The following is a 20019-nucleotide window of genomic DNA, read 5'->3' as shown; positions in this document are numbered from 1 at the left end:
TGCTAGAACTGATTAATAATCATATTGGCAACTCTTAAAGCTTCAGTACCATCATGTAAAGTTACAATTGGCTTTGTATTGTTATTTATGGCATCTGCAAAAGTTTCTAGTTCGTCTAGAATAGCATTATTGTTTGCTATATCTGGATTATCAAAATAGATTTGTTTTTTAATGCCTTCTGCATTTTGTAGTATCATATCAAAATCACCTGGATTTTCTGGAGCATCTTTCATTTTAACCACTTCACACTTCTTTTCAAGAAAGTCTACAGAAATGTAAGCGTCTTTTTGAAAGAAACGGGTTTTACGCATATTCTTTAAAGAAATTCGACTTGCGGTTAAATTAGCAACACAACCGTTTTTAAATTCTATACGTGCATTGGCAATATCTGGTGTTTCACTAACTACTGAAACTCCACTTGCAGAAATATGTTTAACAGGAGATTGAACAACACTTAAAATAATGTCAATATCATGAATCATTAAATCTAAAACTACAGGTACATCTGTACCACGAGGATTAAATTCCGCAAGTCTATGACATTCTATAAACATCGGATTTACAATCTGATTTTTAACTCCTATAAATGCAGGATTAAAGCGTTCTACATGGCCAACCTGACCTTTTACTCCGTGTTCAGCAACCAAAGTTCTAATGGTTTCGGCTTCTTCAACAGTGTTGGTGATTGGTTTTTCTATAAAAATATGCTTTCCTTTTTTTATGGCTTGTTTCGCACAATCATAATGCGAAAGCGTAGGAGTTACAATATCTACAACATCTACGGCATCTATTAATTCGTCAATAGAATCGAAGTAGGCATAGCCAAACTCTTTAACTACACGTTCTGCATTTTCTGCATCTGCATCATAAAAGCCAACAAGGTCATATTTATGGGATTGGTTAAGTAGTCTTAAATGAATTTTACCAAGGTGACCAGCACCAAGAACACCAACTTTGAGCATGTTTTTCTGTTTTTAACAAAAATAGTCGTTTTCGTTCAGAAATTGAAAAAAGAAAATATAAAATACTACGAAATTAATAAGTGTCTAGATTTCAAAGATGAATTGAATCAGGAGAAAAAAACAGGAACTTTCATTTTGAAGTTTGAATAGTTTTGAAGTATTTTTACCTTAAACTAAACTACGCTTTGAAAGACACATTTAAGCATCAAGGGATGCGCCAACAACTCGTTGAAACTCTAATAAATAAAGGCATAAAAGATAAAGCTGTTTTAAAAGCTATAGGTAAAATTCCTAGGCATTTTTTTATGGATTCTAGTTTTATAGATCACGCTTATCAAGATAAAGCATTTCCTATTGCTGCAGATCAAACCATTTCTCAACCTTATACGGTGGCTTTTCAATCTGAATTATTACAAGTAAAGGCAGGCGATAAAGTATTAGAAATTGGAACAGGTAGTGGTTACCAAACCGCTGTGCTTTTAGAGCTAGGCGCAAAGGTTTTTAGTATTGAACGTCAGCAAGAATTGTTTAAAAAAACGTCTAAGTTTTTACCAAAAATTGGTTACAGAGCAAAAAGTCTCATATTTGGCGATGGTTATAAAGGAATGCCAGACGAAGCTCCGTTTCAAGGTATTATTGTTACTGCAGGTGCTCCGTTTGTTCCAAATCCATTATTAAGTCAATTAGCCATAGGAGGTCGCTTGGTCATTCCTGTTGGTGATGATGTTCAAGTGATGACTATGTTTATTAGAAAAGGACCAAAGGAATTTGAAAAACATGAATTTGGTGATTTTAGGTTTGTTCCTATGTTGGAAGATAAGAATTAAGACTCTAAAGTTACGCTTCTGTTTAGAAAGCGTAGCAAATGAGTTCTAAAAATTAAGCCTAAAGAAAAGAGTGTAACGTGCTTAAAACAAAATCTTAAAATATAAAAAAGCTATTAATTAGTGGCATTCTTATAAGATGCTGACCCACCAACAATTGGTAAGGTTAACGACGTTTTGTCTAATTTAATAGTTAGCTCAGTTCCTGCTTTTGGGTGTAAGGTAAATTCTTTATCACTAGAAAAGATCATAAAACCAATTTGTTGTCCGGCTTTAATGATTTGGTCATCGGGTTGTAAATCGAAATTTACAGTGTAAAATTTTCCGGGTTCTAAATCTTCTTCATCTGTTATTGACTTATGATTTTTTGGATCTGCCCACCCACGTGTTATAATATTTTCAGTGATTTTTTTAGCATCTTCATCCCAAGGTAAGGATACTAACCAAACCGACAGATTCGCTGCTTTCGAACTGCTTGATAGTGTAATACTTACTTTAGGGACTCCAGAGATATGAAGATCCTCAGTTAAAATAGGTGATACGTATAGCAAGCGATGATCTTTGTGCTCTGATTTTGCTAAATCAGCACCACTGAATTTCACATTATCAGTAAAAGTATCTGAAGCTAAATGTTTGTTCTGGTTTGTGCTCATAGTGCCAGATACAGAGGGATATAAGGTTACATCTTTTGCATCTGGATTTGGGTAATCTTTATAAGCTGTAGGTTGTTGTTGATTATCGTATTCTCTTACGATATAAGCTTTGTTTTCTACTTTTTCAATACCATTATCTATACCATGAAGGTATTTGGTAAACCATTTGTTCATCATAGAAGTTGGAGGTGGTCCTCCATGTCCGTTTTGATGATAGTAAATCATAGCTGGTAAGCCTTTTTCTTTTGCGGCTTTATAAATTCGGTAGCTGTGTTCTGGCATTACATTCCAATCGTTAAAACCATGAGACATTAATAAGGCAGCTTTCATGTTATCCATTTGGTTGAGATAATCTCTACCTGCCCAAAAATCATTATAATCACCTGTTGCTCTGTCCATACCATTTTTCATTTCGGTATCTCTAACAGTTTCATTATTATAAGGTCTATTTTCTTCTTTACCACTATGTACAAAATCGTATAATACATCAATATCTTCACCTAAATAGCCACCTGGCGAGCGTACCAAACCATTAGAGCGGTAATAATGATAGTATGACGTGTTTGGAGCAATAGGAATGATAGCTTCTAAGCCTTTAACTCCAGTGGTTGCTGCTGCTAGAGGGAGTGTTCCGTTGTAAGAAGTGCCTGTCATGCCTACTTTACCTGTAGACCAATACGCTTTTACTTCTTCATTGCCTTCGCGTTCTGTATACCCTTTTGCTCTGCCACATAACCAATCGATGACTGTTTTTGGCGCTAAAGATTCGTTTTCTCCGCCAATAGTTGGTGCACCATCAGACAATCCTGTTCCAGGAGAAGAGGAATGTACAACGATATAGCCTCTTGGTACCCATTTTCTGATATGTGAATTTGAAATAATTGGGCGTTTTCCACGACGTGTAACTTCGGGATGAACACGTTCTTTTGCCATTTCCCCTAATTCTATATTAACGTCCCACATTACTCCGGGTAAATCTGCTGCAACACCAGCAAAGTATGGACTTGTAACGTAGACTATTGGTAGTTTTAAACCTTCAGTTTCCGTTTGTTCAGGACGTGTTACAGACACATGCATACGGTCTGGCTTTCCATTACCATCGGTATCAAACGTTGTTTCGACCCATAAATCGTGACGAAGCCATTTTTCCGGATTGTTAAAAGCTTCTACAATTTGGGCTTCTCCATCTTTAAAAACTGGTGTGGCTTTTTTATTGGCGACTTGAGCGCAACTAGCGATTGAAATTGATAAGGCTATGATTAGTGTTGCAATGAATTTTGGAGAAGTCGTCATAAAAGAAAAAATTTGTAATATGTTTTGATAAAAATAGGTGGAATAAATCAGAACCCAAATAAGTTACATCTATTTTTGTGAGCGATAGACGTTTTTGCTTTAGAAATTAACAAGGAAAAGAAACTCCTAAAGACCAGCTTTAGGAGTTGAATTGTGATACCTCTATTTGATTATTTGATGTTTCCAGCTGGCTCCACTAATGTCTGTTATTTTTAATGTGTAATTTCCTTTTGGTAAATTTTTAATTTGTGAAGCGTTAAATTTTAGTTTTGCTTTAGCACCCAATGGTACAATTAAGCTGTGTTTTCCGGGTTTAATTTTCGCTATATAATAATTGTCTATTGTATGTTTAGGAAGTGCTGCTAACTCATTTTGTGTATAATGTATCACTACATTGTTTTGTGGGTCTATAAGCTCTATACTAATAATCCATGCTCCATAAACATCAACTCCTTCAACTCTAAAAATATCAAAGGAAAGTTCATCATTTTTTAATTGTCCTTCTGTAATTTCAAGTTTTGGCTTTACAGATTTGTTGTGTAAGGTTCCCCAAAGTCCCCCGTGAAATACTTGATTGGTATATAAGGTTAATCCTAAAATTAAAAATGAGCCTATGATTACCACTTTAGAAAAGACATGGTCTTTAATAGGGATTAAACCAGATCCTAGCAAAGCAAACCATTTCTTTTGGGTAAAAGCGAAGTTTTTCTTCATTAAATAATTATCTAAGGATAATCGACCACTTCCTGTTAAGAACAAAAGAAATCCTGTTGCAATACCAAGTACTCCAATTTGCCATTCGTCTAGGCAGGTGGTACCAATCCAACCAGAACCTAAAAGGATTCCCATGGCTAGACTAAAAACCCCAATACTCATAAGTCGGGTAAATAGTCCGAAAATAATAAATAAGCCAACAATACCTTCAATAATAGTGAAAGCGACCATGTTATACCATAGTATATCTGGATTTTCAACCAAATATTGAATAATAGGTTTTATACCTAAAGCGTTGGGGAGGAAGTGATTAAATTTTACTCCAATATATCCTGCAAGTTCAGGATCTAATTTATCGGCTAAAATAGTGCGTCTAAAAAAAGCAGAAAAATAAGTCCAACCAATGACCATTCTGACTGCAAGGGCTAAGAAACCCGAATCGTTTTTAATATGTAAATTCATTTTTTTTGTATCTATAATTGTATTAATAATTTTCTACTAGCTGAGATTGCTAGATTTAAGTCTGAAGAAAATTAATTATAGATAAGCTTTGTTATTTTGAAAGAGAATATAGTAAGGGGCTAAAGGCGGAATTTCAGCTCTAGCATTATAATACTTTGCTATTGGTCTGTCTGAAAGCGCAATAGTTGTTGTGTTAAATTGAGAGGTGTTAATCCCTAAATCTTGCGAAAGTTGTAAGCTGTAATTTGCTTTTGAAATTACAGAATTAACGTCTGAATACACATTACAAGTCCCATTTTTTAAAGCAGACCTGCTTTTGTTTGAAACCTCTGTTTTGGTAACATCAAAAACCTCTTGAATAGAATTGCGAACTTTGCAAGGTGAAAAAACTAATAGCACAACTAAGCCTGTTACGGATAGGAGAGCGGTAAGTTGTTTTATTTGACTTTGAAATTTCATCTTACAAATATGATGTATAGAAATTTAAAATTTTTAAAAGATCTGTTAATTTTTGTTATGCTGTTATAGAAGGTTAATTGCGCAGCGTTAAAATAATGATGCCTCAATTAATTTTGGGGTAAATAAGCTTCAGGTATAGGGTTTTCTTCAGATTCTTGTTTCCAGTATAAGTTTATAATCCACCAACGTTTACCATCATTAAACAATTGAATACTGTTAATGCCGCGCATTAATGGTTTTTCGTCTTCTTTGCTCTTGTAAGATTCGTATGTGCTAAAAATATGAGCAAAGTCTCCAAAAACTTGAGTTTCACGTTTTATTTCTAGGTCATAAAAACCGTTATTTACAAGCCATTTTCCAGAGGTTTTAATATAATCTTCAGGAGACATGTAACGTACAGTCGTTTTTTTGTCCTTTTTGCCTATAGGAATGAGCTTAGCGTCTTTTCTAAATAAGTGTTTAAATAGCTCCCAATTACGTGCTTCACCTTTGTCACCAGAAATTACGGAATATAAAGTGGTAATTGTACTGTCTATAGTAGTGACTTTACTTGAGTAGTCTTTCTTCTCTTGGGCTGAAAGATTTAAAGTTAACAGAACTATAATAGCTATAACTTGTTTTTTCATCACTGTTGATTTTGGTTTTCTGTAAATTATTTATTCTATTCGTTTATAAAAATAAGAATAATTACCACTAACAGATGTTACTATACGGCCTTCTTTTTCATTTCCAATATAACTTGCAGATATATACGTTTTTGTGGTATCAATGGTATAATTCCAAGCGCGTTTGTCTTTATAAACTAAAGTTGTAAGTCCCGAAAAGGAATCTATAAAGTCGCTAAATTTTAAGGTTTCTTTTGAAACGATATGTTTTTCAGAAATAGCATCTTTATAGAAAATGATGTGTTTTTTGGTGATTTCAATATATTTTTTTGTTTGTTCTTCTGCTTTAGATATGATACAGTCTTGACAAACTACTTTTACAAATTCCCATTTACCTTCAAGCTGTGATAGGAGCTCAATCTGCTTGTCTATTTTTATTGAATCGAGTTTCTGTTTTATTTTAAACGTTTTAGAATTGAGATAATCAAATTCAGAAAGTAAGGCTGATGTTAGTGAGTCTTTTGTATGCGTAAATTCTAGATCATCAATATTCTGACTAAAAATTGTAAAACAAACAATAAAAGCTATACCAGCTAGAACCTTTTTTCTCATCTTACTATCATTAAAAGAATTTTAAGCCAAATACAATAGCATCACTCTGGAATCCACTTTGATAGGAACGTAAATAATCTACGCGTAACAACCTCCATTTTCCCCAACCAATATTATCTATACCAACAGAATACTCTTGATAAGGTTTAAAATCAGGTATTGCTAATACATGTGCTCCTACAACTAAATTAAAATTAAGCTTATTAAGTAAAGGTACTTTTCCTAGTAAAAAGCCATTAAAATCGTGTTCTATATGGCCTTCAAAATAAGCGTCGTTTGTGCTTGCAGAATAATAGTCTAAGTTGTTAAAAACGTTGGTATAATTACCGTCTAAGTTTACGTGTGTTTGGTTACCATTAAAGTGTTGGTAATCTATAAACGCAATATCGTCGGCATTAAAAAACGTTCCTGCTTTTAAGTTATACATTAGTCTGCCTTTATCTTTTATAGAGAAGGACTGCGTAAGACTTGCTTTAATTTGATCAAAATTGTAATCACTATTTGTTGCACCAAAGCCTTTTTCGTAGCCTAAATATAAGGTAGGATAATCGTCATTACTGACATTGTATTTGGCATCAGGATAGCTTAAATATTCTTGACCAAAATTAATGCGTGCCGTAATGCTTCCTTTTATAATATGGTGCGTTTCAAAAGGAGCAACACCAAAAGCAGTTTCGTCTAACGGATTGTTGCTGGTATACGCATCATTTTTGTCGTTGAAAAACGTTTGATCTGTGGTGTTAAAAAGTGCTTTTCGTCTTTCGTAGCTTAAGCCTGAATACAATCTAAAGCCATTAAATAGTTCTTCGGAATAATTAAGAGAGAGATGACTCTTGTCGTACAATTTCATGTAATTATCTTCAAAGAACAATGTGCTTACCGAATTAATTAATGGAGAAATAGGGTTTGAAGGATTAAATTGTTTTACTGTAACTCCTCCAGATACTGTTAAAAACGCATTACTAATGCTGTTGAACTTATACGTTAATGCGCCTGTGGCACGTAGACGCTCGTCTGAAAATCCGTATTGAATATTTCCACTAGCTCTAAAAAAGCGGTTATAATCGTCGTAATTTTTAGTGTAAAACACATTGGCATTAGCCGTGTAACCTTGAACAGTATTAAACTGTACACTACCTAAAATAGGAACATTATAACCTAAGCGGTAATCTTTATGCGAATTTTGATATGTGTAGCCTAAAATATTGCTCAATTTAAATTTGTTGTTGGCACGATCTAAAGAATCTAAATACGGTTTAGACTCATGAAGCGTTTGTATGCTGTCTTTTTTAATGTAATCTGTACGTTCTTCGAGTGTTAGTGGTACAGGTCTAATGGTATTCCAAAAGATAGAGTCTTTTTTGTTGGCTTCTTTTTCAAAAGCGACAATTTCTCTGCTAAAATCTTTTCTAGTTAGTCCTGTATTAAATTCGTAATTACTATAGACAGCTGTAAAGCGTCCATCCCCTTTAATACCAAACATACCAAATCTAAAATCGATACTTTGTGAAATAATGGCCCAAATATCTTCTTTTTCAGAATAAGAAAAACTCTGTTTTAATGTTATTAAATCTGCCACAGGAATTCGTGCTTGCACACCTGTAACACTCAATTCAGTAGCATAAATAGACCATTGGTCTTCAACAATATAAATTGCTCCAGAAAATACGGGATCGTTTTTACGTTTTGGAATTACGTTGATTTTATTGATAAGCTGACCTCTATCATCGTAAAACACGCCTTCTAATTTATAACGGTAATAACTAAAAGCATTATTTGCAATAGGTGAAATAATTTTGTTACCCAATTCAATGGTGTTATTATAGAAATTAAAATCGACATCTAAAGCGCTATTAAAACTAAACCCATTATCATCTCCACTAACTTTTGATGCCGTGATTTTTTCTTTCAATTTATCAGGATTTAAAAACTGAATTTTAGAAATAGTTTCAGATAAGTAGATTATACCACTACGTGTAGAGTCTAATGCGCCACCTAAATCTCCAACATCTTGGCCTAATATTTTTTCGGGAGCGTCTTTAATTTTAATTAAACCACGAGAGTAAAAATCTGCTTTAAATGAGTTTATTTTTTTTAAGTTTTCCTCTCGCTTTGCAATCGCTTGTCGCATGATTTCATTTGCAGGGTTGTCTTCTGCGCTAATTACAACTTCGGTAAGCGAAACGGACTCTTCTTCTAGAGTAACATCTATTTTATACGGGAATTGGTCTATAGTAACGTCTTTTTTTACGGTTTTATACCCCAAATAGCTATAGACTATAGTATACTTTTTTGGTGTTGAGATATTGAGCTCGTAATAGCCATCGTCATTACTTGTAGTGCCTTTATAGGTGTTTTCAATAAGAATGTTTACAAATGGAAGAGGCGCGTTGTTTTGATCTGTAATATGTCCTGTGATTTGAGCAGAAATAAAAGTACTAAAAGCAATAAGGAAAATACTGAGTAGTTTTTTTATCATAGTGTTTTAATTGATGACGTTTGGTTAAGACACGAGTTTTTATTACAAAATGTATGCCTTTATATTCTTGTAGACGTAATTTTATAATAAAAGGTTGCCTAAGTGGTTTCAAACTTAGAATAAAAAGGCTAATAAAAGTTATAGGAATCTTAAAAAATTATCGGAAATCTTTTTTAATTCGATCTAAATTGCGCTTGTTATCACGATCTTTAATCGTTTCGCGTTTGTCGTAGAGTTTTTTACCTTTTGCAATAGCAATGACTAATTTTGCTAATCCTTTTTCGTTAGTAAATAGACGTAATGGAATAATAGCAATGCCTTTAACATCCATTTCTTTTTTTAGCTTTTTTAACTCTTTTTTGTTGAGTAGCAGTTTACGTTCTGCTTTAGGCCTGTGGTTGTAGTGGTTACCGTAAGCATATTCTTCAACAGTCATGTTTATTACAAATAGCTCGCCTCTATCATTAAACTCACAGAAACTTTCAGCAATAGATGCCTTGCCAGACCTAATAGATTTAATCTCGGTTCCAGTAAGTACAATTCCAGCGGTATATTTATCTAATATTTCGTACTGAAATTTTGCTTTCTTATTTAATATGTTAACTGTTTTTTGCATGGTTGACAAAGATAGTTTTTTAGTTATTAGTTGGAAAGTTTCAAAGCGGTAAAAGTTTTGTGAAAATATAAGAAGTTTAATTGTAATCTTATCTTTGGTTTTGCGACTCTATATATTTAAAAACGATGCTCTAATGAAAAATTATCTCATAGTCCTATTTGTGTTTATGCTTTTTAGCTGTAAAAACGAAACTTCAAATGATATTAAACCTCAAATTGAAACGGTTAAAACGGTATTAACAGCTGATGATATTATTGATAAATCGATTGAAATTTCTGGAGGTGAAAATTTTGAAAAGTCGAGTCTTAAATTTGAGTTTCGTGATATTTATTATCAAGCCTTACGTAAAAATCATGAATTTCTTCTAGTCCGAATTACAGTAAAAGATAACGATTCTATTTTTGACATGTTAAGCAATGTTGGTTTTGAGCGTTATAATAATAAAGCCTTTGTAAAGCTTGAAGATTCAATAGCTCAAAACTATGAGGCTTCAGTTAATTCTGTACATTATTTTTCGGTTTTACCTTATGGTTTAAATGCTAAAGCAGTGAATAAAACACTCTTAAAAAATGAACAGATTAAAGGTAAAGACTATTATAAAATTAAAGTAACATTTAATAAAGAAGGTGGTGGTGAAGATTATGAGGATGTTTTTGTTTATTGGATTGGGGTAGAGGATTTTAAGGTAGATTACCTAGCGTATTCATATAATGAAGATAAAGGCATTGGAATGCGTTTTAGAGAAGCTTATAATGAGCGTTATGTCAATAGTTTACGATTTGTAGATTATAACAATTACAAACCTGAAGACACCTCTATTCCTTTAGAGAATTTAGGAAACGCTTTTGAGAATAATCAACTAAAATTATTGTCTAAAATTGAACTTAAAAATGTGGAGGTTAAGTTAATTAACGACTGATAATTCGGAAGTTTTTTCTTCTTTTTTTATTGTTACTTTGTATAAATTGGCATTGTTGTCATCAGCAATATCTGCGTATTTTTGTTTACTTAATAAGCTGTTTGCAAGCTTTGGGATGGTGTTACTGTGACCAACAATAAGTACCGTTTTTCCTTTAGTCTTATCTAAGAATTCTTCAGTCATAAGATTAGAGGGATTATAAAATTGAATATCAATATTATTCAATTTTGCAGTTGGTATAGCGGTTTGTGTAGTTCTATTATACTCTGTAGAATAAACAGCATCAAACTTCACATTTTTGAGATGTTTTGCCCAATTTTCTGCTCGTTGTAAGCCTTTTTTTGTTAAATCTGGGTTTTTATTGGTTTTATCTGAGCGATCTTTTTCTGCATGTCTAATTAAATAATAAGTTGTAACAATGTCTTCGTTTGTCTCTACTTTTTCTTTACAAGAAGAAAATACAACTAAAGAAACTAGTAATATTGTAATTAGTTTTTTCATGATAAGTGGAATGTTTATAGATTTTAATTAGCTACAAGTTACTAGAAAATAATTTAGGCCAATTCTAAAGCAACTTCAATCATACTTTTAAAAGTTGTTTCGCGATCTTTGCTCGTTGTTTGTTCTCCTGTAACTAGTGAATCTGAAATGGTTAAGATAGCCAATGCGTTAGCGTTATGTTTTGCAGCAACGGTATATAATCCTGCGGCTTCCATTTCTACACAAAGCACTCCAAATTTAGACCATTTTTTAAAGGCTTCTTTGTCGTCTTCGTAAAATTCATCTGAAGATAAAACATTACCAGCTTTAATTGGAATATTTTTAGCACGAGCAGCTTCTACAGCTTTCATAAATAATCCAAAATCTGCTGTGGGAGCATAATCTGCACCACCAAATCGTAGTTCGTTAACTCCAGAAGTAGATGAAGCAGCCATGGCTAAAACGACATCTCTAATTTTTACATTTTCTTGGTAAGAACCTGCGCTACCAACTCTAATAAGATTTTTTACGCCGTATTCTGTGATAAGTTCATTGGCATAAATAGAAATACTTGGAACTCCCATACCTGTTCCCATTGTAGATATACGCTTACCTTTGTAGGTTCCTGTATAACCCAACATACCTCTAACTTTGTTAAAGCATGTTGGGTTTTCAAAAAATGTTTCGGCTATCCATTTTGCTCTTAAGGGATCACCCGGAAGTAGTATAGTTTCTGCTATCTCTCCTTTTTTTGCTTCGATATGTACACTCATATCGCAAAGTTAAGAAAAGTGTTTCAATTAATATGAAGCATTTGAGGGTATATTATTCATCATGGCTACACCTGAAGAAGTGCCAATTCTATCGACACCAACTTCAATATATTTAAGGGCTGTTTCTGTGTCTCTAATACCACCTGAAGCTTTAATTTTAAGCTTATCTTTAACCGTTTTTCTCATTATTTTAACGGCAGTAAGTGTAGCTCCACTTTTAGAAAATCCGGTTGAAGTTTTTACGAAATCGGCTTTAGCATCTACGCATATTTCACAAGCTTTTACAATCTCATTTTTAGAAAGTTCACTTATTTCAAGAATAACTTTTAAAGGAGTTAAGCCTATAGCGCGTTTTAAATTGGCAATATCTTTTAAAACGGCAACATAGTTTTTACTTCTAAGACGGCCAATATTCATTACCATATCTATTTCAGTAGCACCTTGCTCTATAGCATTCTTGGCTTCAAATATTTTGGCTTCAGTAGACATGGCTCCAAGAGGAAAGCCTACAACAGTACACACTTTTACTTCAGATCTGCCAAGTGCTTGTTTGGCAATAGCTACATAACAGCTATTTACGCAAACAGAATAAAAGTTATATTTTAAAGCTTCTTCGCAAAGTCTAAGGATGTCTGATTCTGTTGCAGAAGCACTTAATAAGGTGTGGTCTATGTATCGATTTAATTCCATTGTATAAGGTTAGGGGTTTAGGCAATAATTAACTATAGTAATTCTCTAACAATTAGAGAGTTTACTAACAAGATTAATAATGTCTTAAGTCGTGTTGGAATTTAATAGCTCGACAAAACTAATGATTTATCCGTTAAAATGACTATTGAAAAATGAAATTTTATTATGCATTTCATCGAATAATTGTTAATAACTATAAAAGTTATTCATTTTTAGAATGATATAAGTTTCATTTTTGTGAAGAATAACTGTATTTTTTACTAAAAAATAAAATTTATCTAGTTTTTAGAATAGATTTATGCCTTAAAAAAGGAAGAACAACACTCCTTCCAAGCGCTTGGAATTTGTGTTGTTCTTAACCAACCAATCAATATATAGACTATTTCTGTCCAAAAATGTTACGGTTAATTTCAAAATTTATTTGAATTGTATTTTACAATTCTTCCGTAACTAAGTCTCCCTGATTTCTAAAGACGAGTTGTCCATCGAATTCATCAAGTAAAATGATACTATCTGTAGTTACTTTTCCTGCTAATATTTCTTTACTTAGCTGGTTTAAAACATCTTTTTGTATCACTCGTTTTACAGGTCTTGCTCCGTATTCTGGATTATACCCTTTTTCAGCTAAATAGTTTACTGCTTCAGGTGTTGCATCAAACGTAATACCTTGTTTGGCTATCATTTTAGTGATACCTTTAAGCTGTAAGCCTACAATGTCAACAATGTTTTCTTTAGATAAAGGAGTAAACATTATGGTGTCATCAATTCGGTTTAAAAACTCAGGTCTTACCGTTTGTTTTAATAAGGCTAAAACATCAATTTTAGCAGCTTCCATAGCCGAAGGGATATCTTTAGTTGCTTCAAAACGTTCTTGTATAATATGACTTCCCATATTAGAGGTCATAATTATTATCGTGTTTTTAAAATCTGCAACACGTCCTTTGTTATCCGTTAAACGACCTTCATCTAAGACTTGTAATAAGATATTAAACGTATCAGGATGTGCTTTTTCAATTTCATCTAGCAATACTACAGAATAGGGTTTTCTTCGTACAGCTTCTGTTAACTGACCACCTTCATCGTATCCAACGTATCCTGGAGGTGCACCTACCAAACGACTAACAGCATGGCGTTCTTGATATTCACTCATATCTATACGTGTCATTGCATTTTCGTCATCAAAGAGATACTCTGCTAAAGCTTTAGCTAATTCCGTCTTACCAACACCTGTTGTTCCTAAAAACAAGAAGGTTCCTATTGGTTTTTGAGGATTTTGAAGTCCAGCTCTAGAACGACGTACTGCATCACTAACCGCTTCAATTGCTTCTTCTTGTCCGATAACACGTTTGTGTAATTCGTTTTCAAGTTTAAGTAATTTTTCACGATCACTTTGAAGCATTTTAGTTACAGGTATGCCTGTCCATTTTGCAACGACATCTGCAATATCTTCATAGGTTACTTCTTCTTTAATTAAAGATGTTTCGTTCTGTTCAGCCAATTCTTTTTGGAATTTTTCTAACTGTTCAGTAGCATCTTTAATTTTTCCGTATCTAATTTCGGCTACTTTACCATAATCGCCATCACGTTCGGCACGTTCGGCTTCTAGTTTAAAGTTTTCAATCTCTTCCTTTATATTCTGAACGTTTTCTACCACTTCTTTTTCAGATATCCATTTGGCATTCAGCTCATTTCGTTCCTCTTTGAGATTAGCTAAATCAGCTTTTAGACTTTTTAATTTAGTTTCATCTTTTTCACGTTTAATGGCTTCATGTTCAATTTCAAGCTGCATGATTTTACGGTCTAAAACATCTAATTCTTCTGGTTTAGAATTAATCTCCATTCGTAATTTTGAAGCAGCTTCATCCATTAAGTCAATCGCTTTGTCCGGAAGGAAACGATTAGTAATATAACGTTGTGACAATTCTACAGCACCAATAATGGCTTCATCTTTAATTCTTACTTTGTGATGTGTTTCGTATTTTTCTTTAATTCCACGAAGAATAGAGATTGCACTTTCTGTATCTGGCTCATCTACCTTTACCATTTGAAAACGACGCTCTAAAGCTTTGTCTTGTTCAAAGTATTTTTGATACTCATCTAAAGTCGTTGCTCCAATAGCTCTCAATTCGCCACGTGCTAAAGCAGGTTTTAAAATGTTAGCGGCATCCATAGCACCTTGTCCACCACCAGCACCTACAAGTGTATGAATCTCGTCAATAAATAATACGATATCACCATCGCTTTCGGTTACTTCTTTTATTACGGCTTTAAGTCGCTCTTCAAATTCACCTTTAAATTTTGCACCTGCAATTAAAGACCCCATATCTAAAGCAAAAATTTGCTTGTCTTTTAAGTTCTCAGGAATATCACCATCTATAATTCTATGAGCTAAACCTTCGGCAATAGCGGTTTTACCTGTTCCTGGTTCACCAACTAAAATGGGGTTGTTTTTTGTTCTACGCGATAAAATTTGTAGAATTCTTCTAATTTCTTCATCACGACCAATTACAGGGTCTAATTTACCATCTCGTGCTAATTGATTTAAGTTTTTAGCGTATTTACTAAGTGAATTATACGTTTCTTCTTGACTTTGAGATGTTACTCTGTCTCCTTTTCTTAGTTCTTCAATAGCTGCATTTAAGCCTTTTTCAGTAACGCCTTGGTCTTTTAAAATTTGGGCAATTTTACTTTTAGATTTAAAAATAGCTAAAACTAAATGTTCAATAGACACATAATCATCATTCATCTTTTTAGCAATGATAGATGCTTCGTTTAAAGCTTTGCTTGCTTCACGAGAGAGCATAATATCTCCTCCTGAAACTTTCGGGAAACTTTCGAGGTCTTTGTCTAGTATTTGTTGAAGCATTGGAATATTAACATTTAACTTTTTAAGTAAAAATGGTAATACGTTTTCATCAACATTAAAGAGCGCTTTAAAAATGTGCTCATTTTCTATTTGCTGATGACCAAAACCTTGGGCAAGTTGCTGCGCTTGTTGAATGGCTTCTTGCGATTTAATGGTATAGTTATTAAAATTCATCTTTTATTGTTTTATAGTTAATTTGAAATCTTTACAGTTTTCAAATCCACCTTGTTTTATTGTTGTGTTATTGTGTTTGACTATCTTTAGACAATTATCTTACCATTTTAGAAATGTAAGAAATAAACGACAAAATGTCTGTTTTTGTGTTTTTTAATGGTGACGTTTTGTCGCTATGTAAGATTACGAATTAGTTTCGACTTAAGTAATGACTTTGGTCAGTTTAGGGTTTTATTTCAACTTTATCCAAATCACTAAAACTGTTGGTAGACAATTTAAAAAAATAATATGTTTAAAAAATTATTCGGTTCCTCAGAGCCAAAAGAAAAGAAGGTGTTGCCATGGCAACCGCTAAGCGATGTGTCTCAATTAAGTACTATTGCTAGTAAATCCAATACTAAAACGCAGTTTATATTTAAACACTCTACACGTTGTGGCATTAGCAGTATGGTAATGAAACAGTTTGTGTCTGCTTATGATTTAGAGATGAATGCCGATTTGTATTATTTGGATTTGTTGAGTTATAGAGATGTGTCTAATGAAGTGGGATATAAGTTTCAAGTTATGCATCAATCTCCTCAGCTTTTAGTTATTAAGAATGGAGTAGCGGTGGCACATGCTAGTCATGGTGGTATTAACGAGCTAGATTTGGAAAGGTTTCTGTAAATCTAGGCAGTTCTATGTGTTGAATTTCTACTTATCATCACTTAAAAGCGGAGTCTTACTATTGTTCTTGTCTTTAAATGAGAATAACAGAATGCGAAAATGTTTGAAGTGTAGGTTTGTTTTTAGAACGTTACCATAATTATTAACGAATAAATTTAATATAAAAAAACCTCTCAATAGGAGAGGTTTTTTTATATGTAAGAGTACCTATTATTCTTTTAGAATCTTCACGATTTTTTCTCCATTATCACTCATTATTTTTAAAAAATAAACACCATTAGAAAATTCACTTAAATCAATTTTAGTAGCTAAGGCGTCCACAGATTTTGATAAGATTTGTTTGCCTAAGATTGAACTAATTTCAATAGTAGTAATCATAGAGGTATTACTAATTTGAAGTATATCTTTTACTGGGTTAGGATAAACCGTTAAATTGTTATACTCAGATTCTTCAACTCCTAAAGACTCAACGAATTCTGTTTCCCAAGTGTTGGTTATTATAGCAGGATTAAAATCGAAATAAATTTCTGCTGTATTTGGTATTATATCACCAATGGCATAATCTGGAAACGGTTTTATTTTAAACGTTATAAAACCATGACCAATTGGTGAATCTTCAACATCTTCAGAAGGAGGTAAGTCTATAGCAAAGAAATTCCATTCTAAATTTTTACCAACACGCTCTAAGGAGTAGGTATGGCTAGCATCTACCATTTTCAATGTAGATTCGTCTAATTTTTCATCTAAAATGTCTTCAACTCTTATGTTAATAGCATTTGCCGTTCCTGTATTTTCAAAACGAATGGTATAGGTTAAATAGTCATCTGTTGTAAATGTAGAATGTACAATGTCTTCACCATGTTTTTCTGTAACATCATTAGGATCGTAAGAACCTACAATAGTTTGTGTTAAGCTAGAGGTGTTGTTTAGAGGTAGAACATCTCCAGCGAGTAATTCAATATCTACTGTATTTATTACTAATTGTCCTAGGCTTACTGTTGGTAATGTTGGTACTTGCATTTTTACCCATAAGTGTTTGGTTTGGTAAGGTTCTAAGTTGTTAAAAACGTAAGTGAAGCCTGTAGCTGTAGTTGCAAATGAAGCGATATTATTTCCTGCGTTCCAATATTGTGGTGCTTCGTATACATTAAGTAAATTTAAGGTATCATCCATAGTAAAGTCTATAGTACCAGAAGTTACAGTTTCGTTAGAATTGTTGGTGTAACTGATGTAATTCCAATATGTAAAACCAGGCATTGGTGGTCTCCAAGACGCTGAAACATTAGCAGACAAATCATCATAGGTTGTTACTGAAATTGGGAAATCGTAAGTTGTGATACCTGAACCTACAGGAACTGTGACGTTAGAGTAAGTTGTTGCTGTTGTATTATTAGTAGCGTAATTAGGATCTACTGTATATGAGAGTTCATAAGTTGTTGTTGGGTTAGATTCATATAAATAATGAGGAGATACATATAGGTTGTTGATGACTCCATCATTATTTATTTCATAATTAAACTGACCTAAAGGAAAGTTAACTTCTCCTGTTTCTTGAGTGCCGTTACCGTTAGTATCTACAAAGGCATTTAGTTTTATGCCATCGGATTGTTGTAAACTAAACATTTGGTTTTGGTCATACAAATATGTTTGATGTTCAATTCCGTAGTAAGTACCATAAAAATAAGCTCCTTCTAAATCACCTGCGTAATATCCAAAATTAATATCATTTTGTGTTATAATATATAAGGCTGTAAAGGTTGTACTATCTGTTAATCCTGCATCTAAGGAGGCTAATGGTCCACCTACGATGTCTAAATCTTGAAATTGCACTTCGGCATCAATATCTGTAATTGGAGCATTTCCATTATTGGTTACAGTAAATTCATATTCAACCGTGTCACCGACACTTATAAAACCATCACCATTAAAATCAACATACTGAGCTATGTATGTTACTTCTAAAGGAGATTCTACTCTAACGATGATGTTTGCAGTATCACAATTGCTTGGATTTACAGAGTCGCATATTTCATAATCCATAGAGTAATATCCCATTGGTACATTAGCAGGAATTGTTAAAACACCTGAGGCACTAAGTGTAATGCCTAATGAATTCGTATCGAGTAAAGAGACATTTAAGTTTTCTGGAACAACAGGTAAACCTTCAAATGTATCGTTATCTAAGACTTGAAAAGTTGTGCCAACTTCGAGTATAGAAGTTATTTCGTCGTGTTGAGCATTTAGATGGTAATTGTCTAAGATAAAACCTTCTAAAGTATAATTAGAATTATAGGTGTTTCCTGAAGTGACAAGGGCGTTGATAAAAATATTTTCATCGTCTTCATCCAGTTGATCTAAAATGGTTGGGTAACTGTAGGTTTCGTTATAATTATAATATTGACCAGCAGGAATAGTAACGAGTATAGTAGCGGTTGTATAATCAGAACTATCGGCAGTTCCATTGGTTGTTGTGATTTCAATCTCTGTATCAACAGCGCTAGGATAAGTTAATCGAGGTGTAAATTTAAGATCAAAACCTTCTTCGGCTACTAAGTTATCTCCTGATTGATTGCCTGGTTCATTATCATTATATACAGCTTGTAGGCTAAAATCGGGTAAGCCATCGTTATCTATAATATTAAAAGTTCCTGTTTCGGAAGTATTTGTTGTGTTGCCAGAAATTACTGTTGCAGTATAATTTACAGATTCTACAGGTTCGTCTAGTGTGTCGTCAGTTGTATAAACAAGGAAGCTTGTACCGTAATTTCCAGCTTCAATAGTTTTGGTTTGTGATAAGTTTGTATAATCAGAATTATCAGCAGTTCCATTAGACGTTGTAACTTGTATTTCTATATCTGAGTTAAAAGCTCTATCTAAATTAGCATATATATACGCTGTATTACCTTCATTGGTGTTATATGAACTTAGGTTTAATGTAGGCTCAGTGTCGTCGTCTATTATTGTAACCAACATGTCAATACTACTATTTGTAGTGTTTCCAGAAGTGATTGTTGCTGTAATATTGTAGGTTTCATCTGGTTCTGCAATGGCATCTTGTTGTGTGCTAATTACAAAGGAGCTAAAGCGTTGGCCTACATCAATAGTAACTGTTCCTGTTGTAGGATTGTAGTCTGAAGCATCTGCTGTTCCGGCTATAGTAGCAAAATCTATGGTTACGCTTGAATGAAAATAATTACTCAGACTAATATTATAATTTGCTGTTTGACCTTCAATTTTTCTTGGAGTTGTATGTGCAATTACAGTTGGGATTATATCATTATCCCAAATGCGTATGGTTCTGGATACATTAGAATTAGCTGTATTTCCTGAGGTGACTGAAGCTTGAAGAGTAAAATATTCATCACCTTCAATATCAAAATCATTTGTTGTTGGAATAATTAATGTGTTGCTGCTTAATTGTCCTGCAGGTATAGTTACTGTTGTAGACAGAGCAACAAAATCAGTACCATCAGCAGAGTTGTTGATGGTGCTAACATCTACAATGACATCAGTAGTAGCGGCACTATACATGCTTACTGTAAATGTGTATACATTACCTTCAATTACAGAATAATTAAATTGACCATTATTGGTAACGTACACTGTTGGGTCTTGTGAAAAACAAAACATAGAATAAAAAGTGAGCAAAATAAGAAGTGTAATTTTTTTCATAGTAGATAGGTTTTGTTTTTACAAGATGTAGATTTTTACAACGGTTGCGTTACGTTAAGATCTTTATCTCAATTTATTGGTAAAATTGATTCTATTACTA

Annotated in this window: 16 protein-coding genes; 3 read left to right on the top strand and 13 right to left on the bottom strand. The window is 33.2% G+C overall.

Going from position 1 to position 20019, the window contains the following annotated elements; translation table 11 throughout:
- Window positions 1-2: 2 nt before the first annotated feature.
- On the bottom strand, window positions 3-962 hold the full coding sequence (locus ABD730_RS03420; RefSeq protein ID WP_344712577.1) for a Gfo/Idh/MocA family protein: 960 nt from the start codon (window positions 960-962) through the stop codon (window positions 3-5).
- A gap of 185 nt (window positions 963-1147) precedes the next feature.
- Here ABD730_RS03420 and ABD730_RS03415 point away from each other — a divergent pair, with 185 nt between their 5' ends.
- Entirely contained in the window at window positions 1148-1789 is a 642-nt protein-coding gene (locus tag ABD730_RS03415; RefSeq protein WP_215924899.1) for a protein-L-isoaspartate(D-aspartate) O-methyltransferase, read from the top strand.
- 113 nt (window positions 1790-1902) lie between these two features.
- On the opposite strand, the gene ABD730_RS03410 is transcribed toward ABD730_RS03415, so the two are convergent.
- From ABD730_RS03410 to smpB, 7 genes are all read right to left on the bottom strand, one after another.
- Complete coding sequence (locus ABD730_RS03410; protein ID WP_344712574.1) at window positions 1903-3732, bottom strand: Xaa-Pro dipeptidyl-peptidase; 1830 nt, start codon at window positions 3730-3732, stop codon at window positions 1903-1905.
- A 162-nt stretch (window positions 3733-3894) separates the two neighbouring features.
- Window positions 3895-4908 (bottom strand): TQO small subunit DoxD, encoded by a 1014-nt coding sequence (locus ABD730_RS03405; protein WP_344712572.1) that lies wholly within the window; start codon window positions 4906-4908, stop codon window positions 3895-3897.
- Between the two features lie 75 nt (window positions 4909-4983).
- Complete coding sequence (locus tag ABD730_RS03400) at window positions 4984-5367, bottom strand: hypothetical protein (protein WP_215924895.1); 384 nt, start codon at window positions 5365-5367, stop codon at window positions 4984-4986.
- A 107-nt stretch (window positions 5368-5474) separates the two neighbouring features.
- Window positions 5475-5993, bottom strand: coding sequence for a hypothetical protein (locus tag ABD730_RS03395; protein ID WP_344712570.1), 519 nt, complete (start codon window positions 5991-5993; stop codon window positions 5475-5477).
- Window positions 5994-6023: 30 nt separating this feature from the next.
- Window positions 6024-6584 carry a hypothetical protein gene (locus ABD730_RS03390; RefSeq protein ID WP_344712568.1) on the bottom strand — a complete coding sequence of 187 codons (561 nt, stop codon included), beginning with the start codon at window positions 6582-6584 and terminating at the stop codon, window positions 6024-6026.
- 10 nt (window positions 6585-6594) lie between these two features.
- Entirely contained in the window at window positions 6595-9063 is a 2469-nt protein-coding gene (locus ABD730_RS03385) for a DUF5686 and carboxypeptidase regulatory-like domain-containing protein (RefSeq protein WP_344712566.1), read from the bottom strand.
- Window positions 9064-9220: 157 nt separating this feature from the next.
- Complete coding sequence (smpB, locus tag ABD730_RS03380; RefSeq protein ID WP_344712564.1) at window positions 9221-9679, bottom strand: SsrA-binding protein SmpB; 459 nt, start codon at window positions 9677-9679, stop codon at window positions 9221-9223.
- A gap of 133 nt (window positions 9680-9812) precedes the next feature.
- On the opposite strand from smpB, the gene ABD730_RS03375 reads away from it, so the two are divergent.
- Window positions 9813-10598 carry a DUF6503 family protein gene (locus ABD730_RS03375; RefSeq protein ID WP_344712562.1) on the top strand — a complete coding sequence of 262 codons (786 nt, stop codon included), beginning with the start codon at window positions 9813-9815 and terminating at the stop codon, window positions 10596-10598.
- On the opposite strand, the gene ABD730_RS03370 is transcribed toward ABD730_RS03375, so the two are convergent.
- From ABD730_RS03370 to clpB, 4 genes are all read right to left on the bottom strand, one after another.
- On the bottom strand, window positions 10584-11099 hold the full coding sequence (locus ABD730_RS03370; RefSeq protein WP_334469567.1) for a SixA phosphatase family protein: 516 nt from the start codon (window positions 11097-11099) through the stop codon (window positions 10584-10586). The two genes, ABD730_RS03375 and ABD730_RS03370, sit on opposite strands and share 15 nt — an antisense overlap.
- 53 nt (window positions 11100-11152) lie before the next feature.
- Window positions 11153-11851, bottom strand: coding sequence for a purine-nucleoside phosphorylase (gene deoD / locus ABD730_RS03365; protein ID WP_215924888.1), 699 nt, complete (start codon window positions 11849-11851; stop codon window positions 11153-11155).
- A gap of 27 nt (window positions 11852-11878) precedes the next feature.
- Entirely contained in the window at window positions 11879-12541 is a 663-nt protein-coding gene (deoC, locus tag ABD730_RS03360) for a deoxyribose-phosphate aldolase (RefSeq protein WP_215924887.1), read from the bottom strand.
- Window positions 12542-12974: 433 nt separating this feature from the next.
- On the bottom strand, window positions 12975-15581 hold the full coding sequence (gene clpB, locus ABD730_RS03355; RefSeq protein ID WP_334469569.1) for an ATP-dependent chaperone ClpB: 2607 nt from the start codon (window positions 15579-15581) through the stop codon (window positions 12975-12977).
- Between the two features lie 288 nt (window positions 15582-15869).
- Here clpB and ytxJ point away from each other — a divergent pair, with 288 nt between their 5' ends.
- Window positions 15870-16247: a bacillithiol system redox-active protein YtxJ gene (ytxJ, locus tag ABD730_RS03350; RefSeq protein ID WP_252723608.1), complete on the top strand. Its 378-nt coding sequence runs from the start codon at window positions 15870-15872 to the stop codon at window positions 16245-16247.
- A 210-nt stretch (window positions 16248-16457) separates the two neighbouring features.
- Here ytxJ and ABD730_RS03345 read toward each other — a convergent pair whose 3' ends face one another.
- Window positions 16458-19919: a DUF7619 domain-containing protein gene (locus ABD730_RS03345; RefSeq protein WP_344712556.1), complete on the bottom strand. Its 3462-nt coding sequence runs from the start codon at window positions 19917-19919 to the stop codon at window positions 16458-16460.
- Between the last annotated feature and the right edge of the window lie 100 nt (window positions 19920-20019).

The organism is Winogradskyella damuponensis, assembly GCF_039538385.1.
Classification (GTDB): Bacteria; Bacteroidota; Bacteroidia; order Flavobacteriales; family Flavobacteriaceae; genus Winogradskyella; species Winogradskyella damuponensis.
This window is presented reverse-complemented; position numbering and strand designations above follow the sequence as displayed.

What these genes read in the sequence shown, in the direction of transcription:
- ABD730_RS03420 (WP_344712577.1), bottom strand. Translation starts at nt 962, where the DNA reads ATGCTCAAAGTTGGTGTTCTTGGTGCTGGTCACCTTGGTAAAATTCAT.
- ABD730_RS03410 (WP_344712574.1), bottom strand. Translation starts at nt 3,732, where the DNA reads ATGACGACTTCTCCAAAATTCATTGCAACACTAATCATAGCCTTATCA.
- ABD730_RS03405 (WP_344712572.1), bottom strand. Translation starts at nt 4,908, where the DNA reads ATGAATTTACATATTAAAAACGATTCGGGTTTCTTAGCCCTTGCAGTC.
- ABD730_RS03400 (WP_215924895.1), bottom strand. Translation starts at nt 5,367, where the DNA reads ATGAAATTTCAAAGTCAAATAAAACAACTTACCGCTCTCCTATCCGTA.
- ABD730_RS03395 (WP_344712570.1), bottom strand. Translation starts at nt 5,993, where the DNA reads ATGAAAAAACAAGTTATAGCTATTATAGTTCTGTTAACTTTAAATCTT.
- ABD730_RS03390 (WP_344712568.1), bottom strand. Translation starts at nt 6,584, where the DNA reads ATGAGAAAAAAGGTTCTAGCTGGTATAGCTTTTATTGTTTGTTTTACA.
- ABD730_RS03385 (WP_344712566.1), bottom strand. Translation starts at nt 9,063, where the DNA reads ATGATAAAAAAACTACTCAGTATTTTCCTTATTGCTTTTAGTACTTTT.
- smpB (WP_344712564.1), bottom strand. Translation starts at nt 9,679, where the DNA reads ATGCAAAAAACAGTTAACATATTAAATAAGAAAGCAAAATTTCAGTAC.
- ABD730_RS03375 (WP_344712562.1), top strand. Translation starts at nt 9,813, where the DNA reads ATGAAAAATTATCTCATAGTCCTATTTGTGTTTATGCTTTTTAGCTGT.
- ABD730_RS03370 (WP_334469567.1), bottom strand. Translation starts at nt 11,099, where the DNA reads ATGAAAAAACTAATTACAATATTACTAGTTTCTTTAGTTGTATTTTCT.
- deoD (WP_215924888.1), bottom strand. Translation starts at nt 11,851, where the DNA reads ATGAGTGTACATATCGAAGCAAAAAAAGGAGAGATAGCAGAAACTATA.
- deoC (WP_215924887.1), bottom strand. Translation starts at nt 12,541, where the DNA reads ATGGAATTAAATCGATACATAGACCACACCTTATTAAGTGCTTCTGCA.
- clpB (WP_334469569.1), bottom strand. Translation starts at nt 15,581, where the DNA reads ATGAATTTTAATAACTATACCATTAAATCGCAAGAAGCCATTCAACAA.
- ytxJ (WP_252723608.1), top strand. Translation starts at nt 15,870, where the DNA reads ATGTTTAAAAAATTATTCGGTTCCTCAGAGCCAAAAGAAAAGAAGGTG.
- ABD730_RS03345 (WP_344712556.1), bottom strand. Translation starts at nt 19,919, where the DNA reads ATGAAAAAAATTACACTTCTTATTTTGCTCACTTTTTATTCTATGTTT.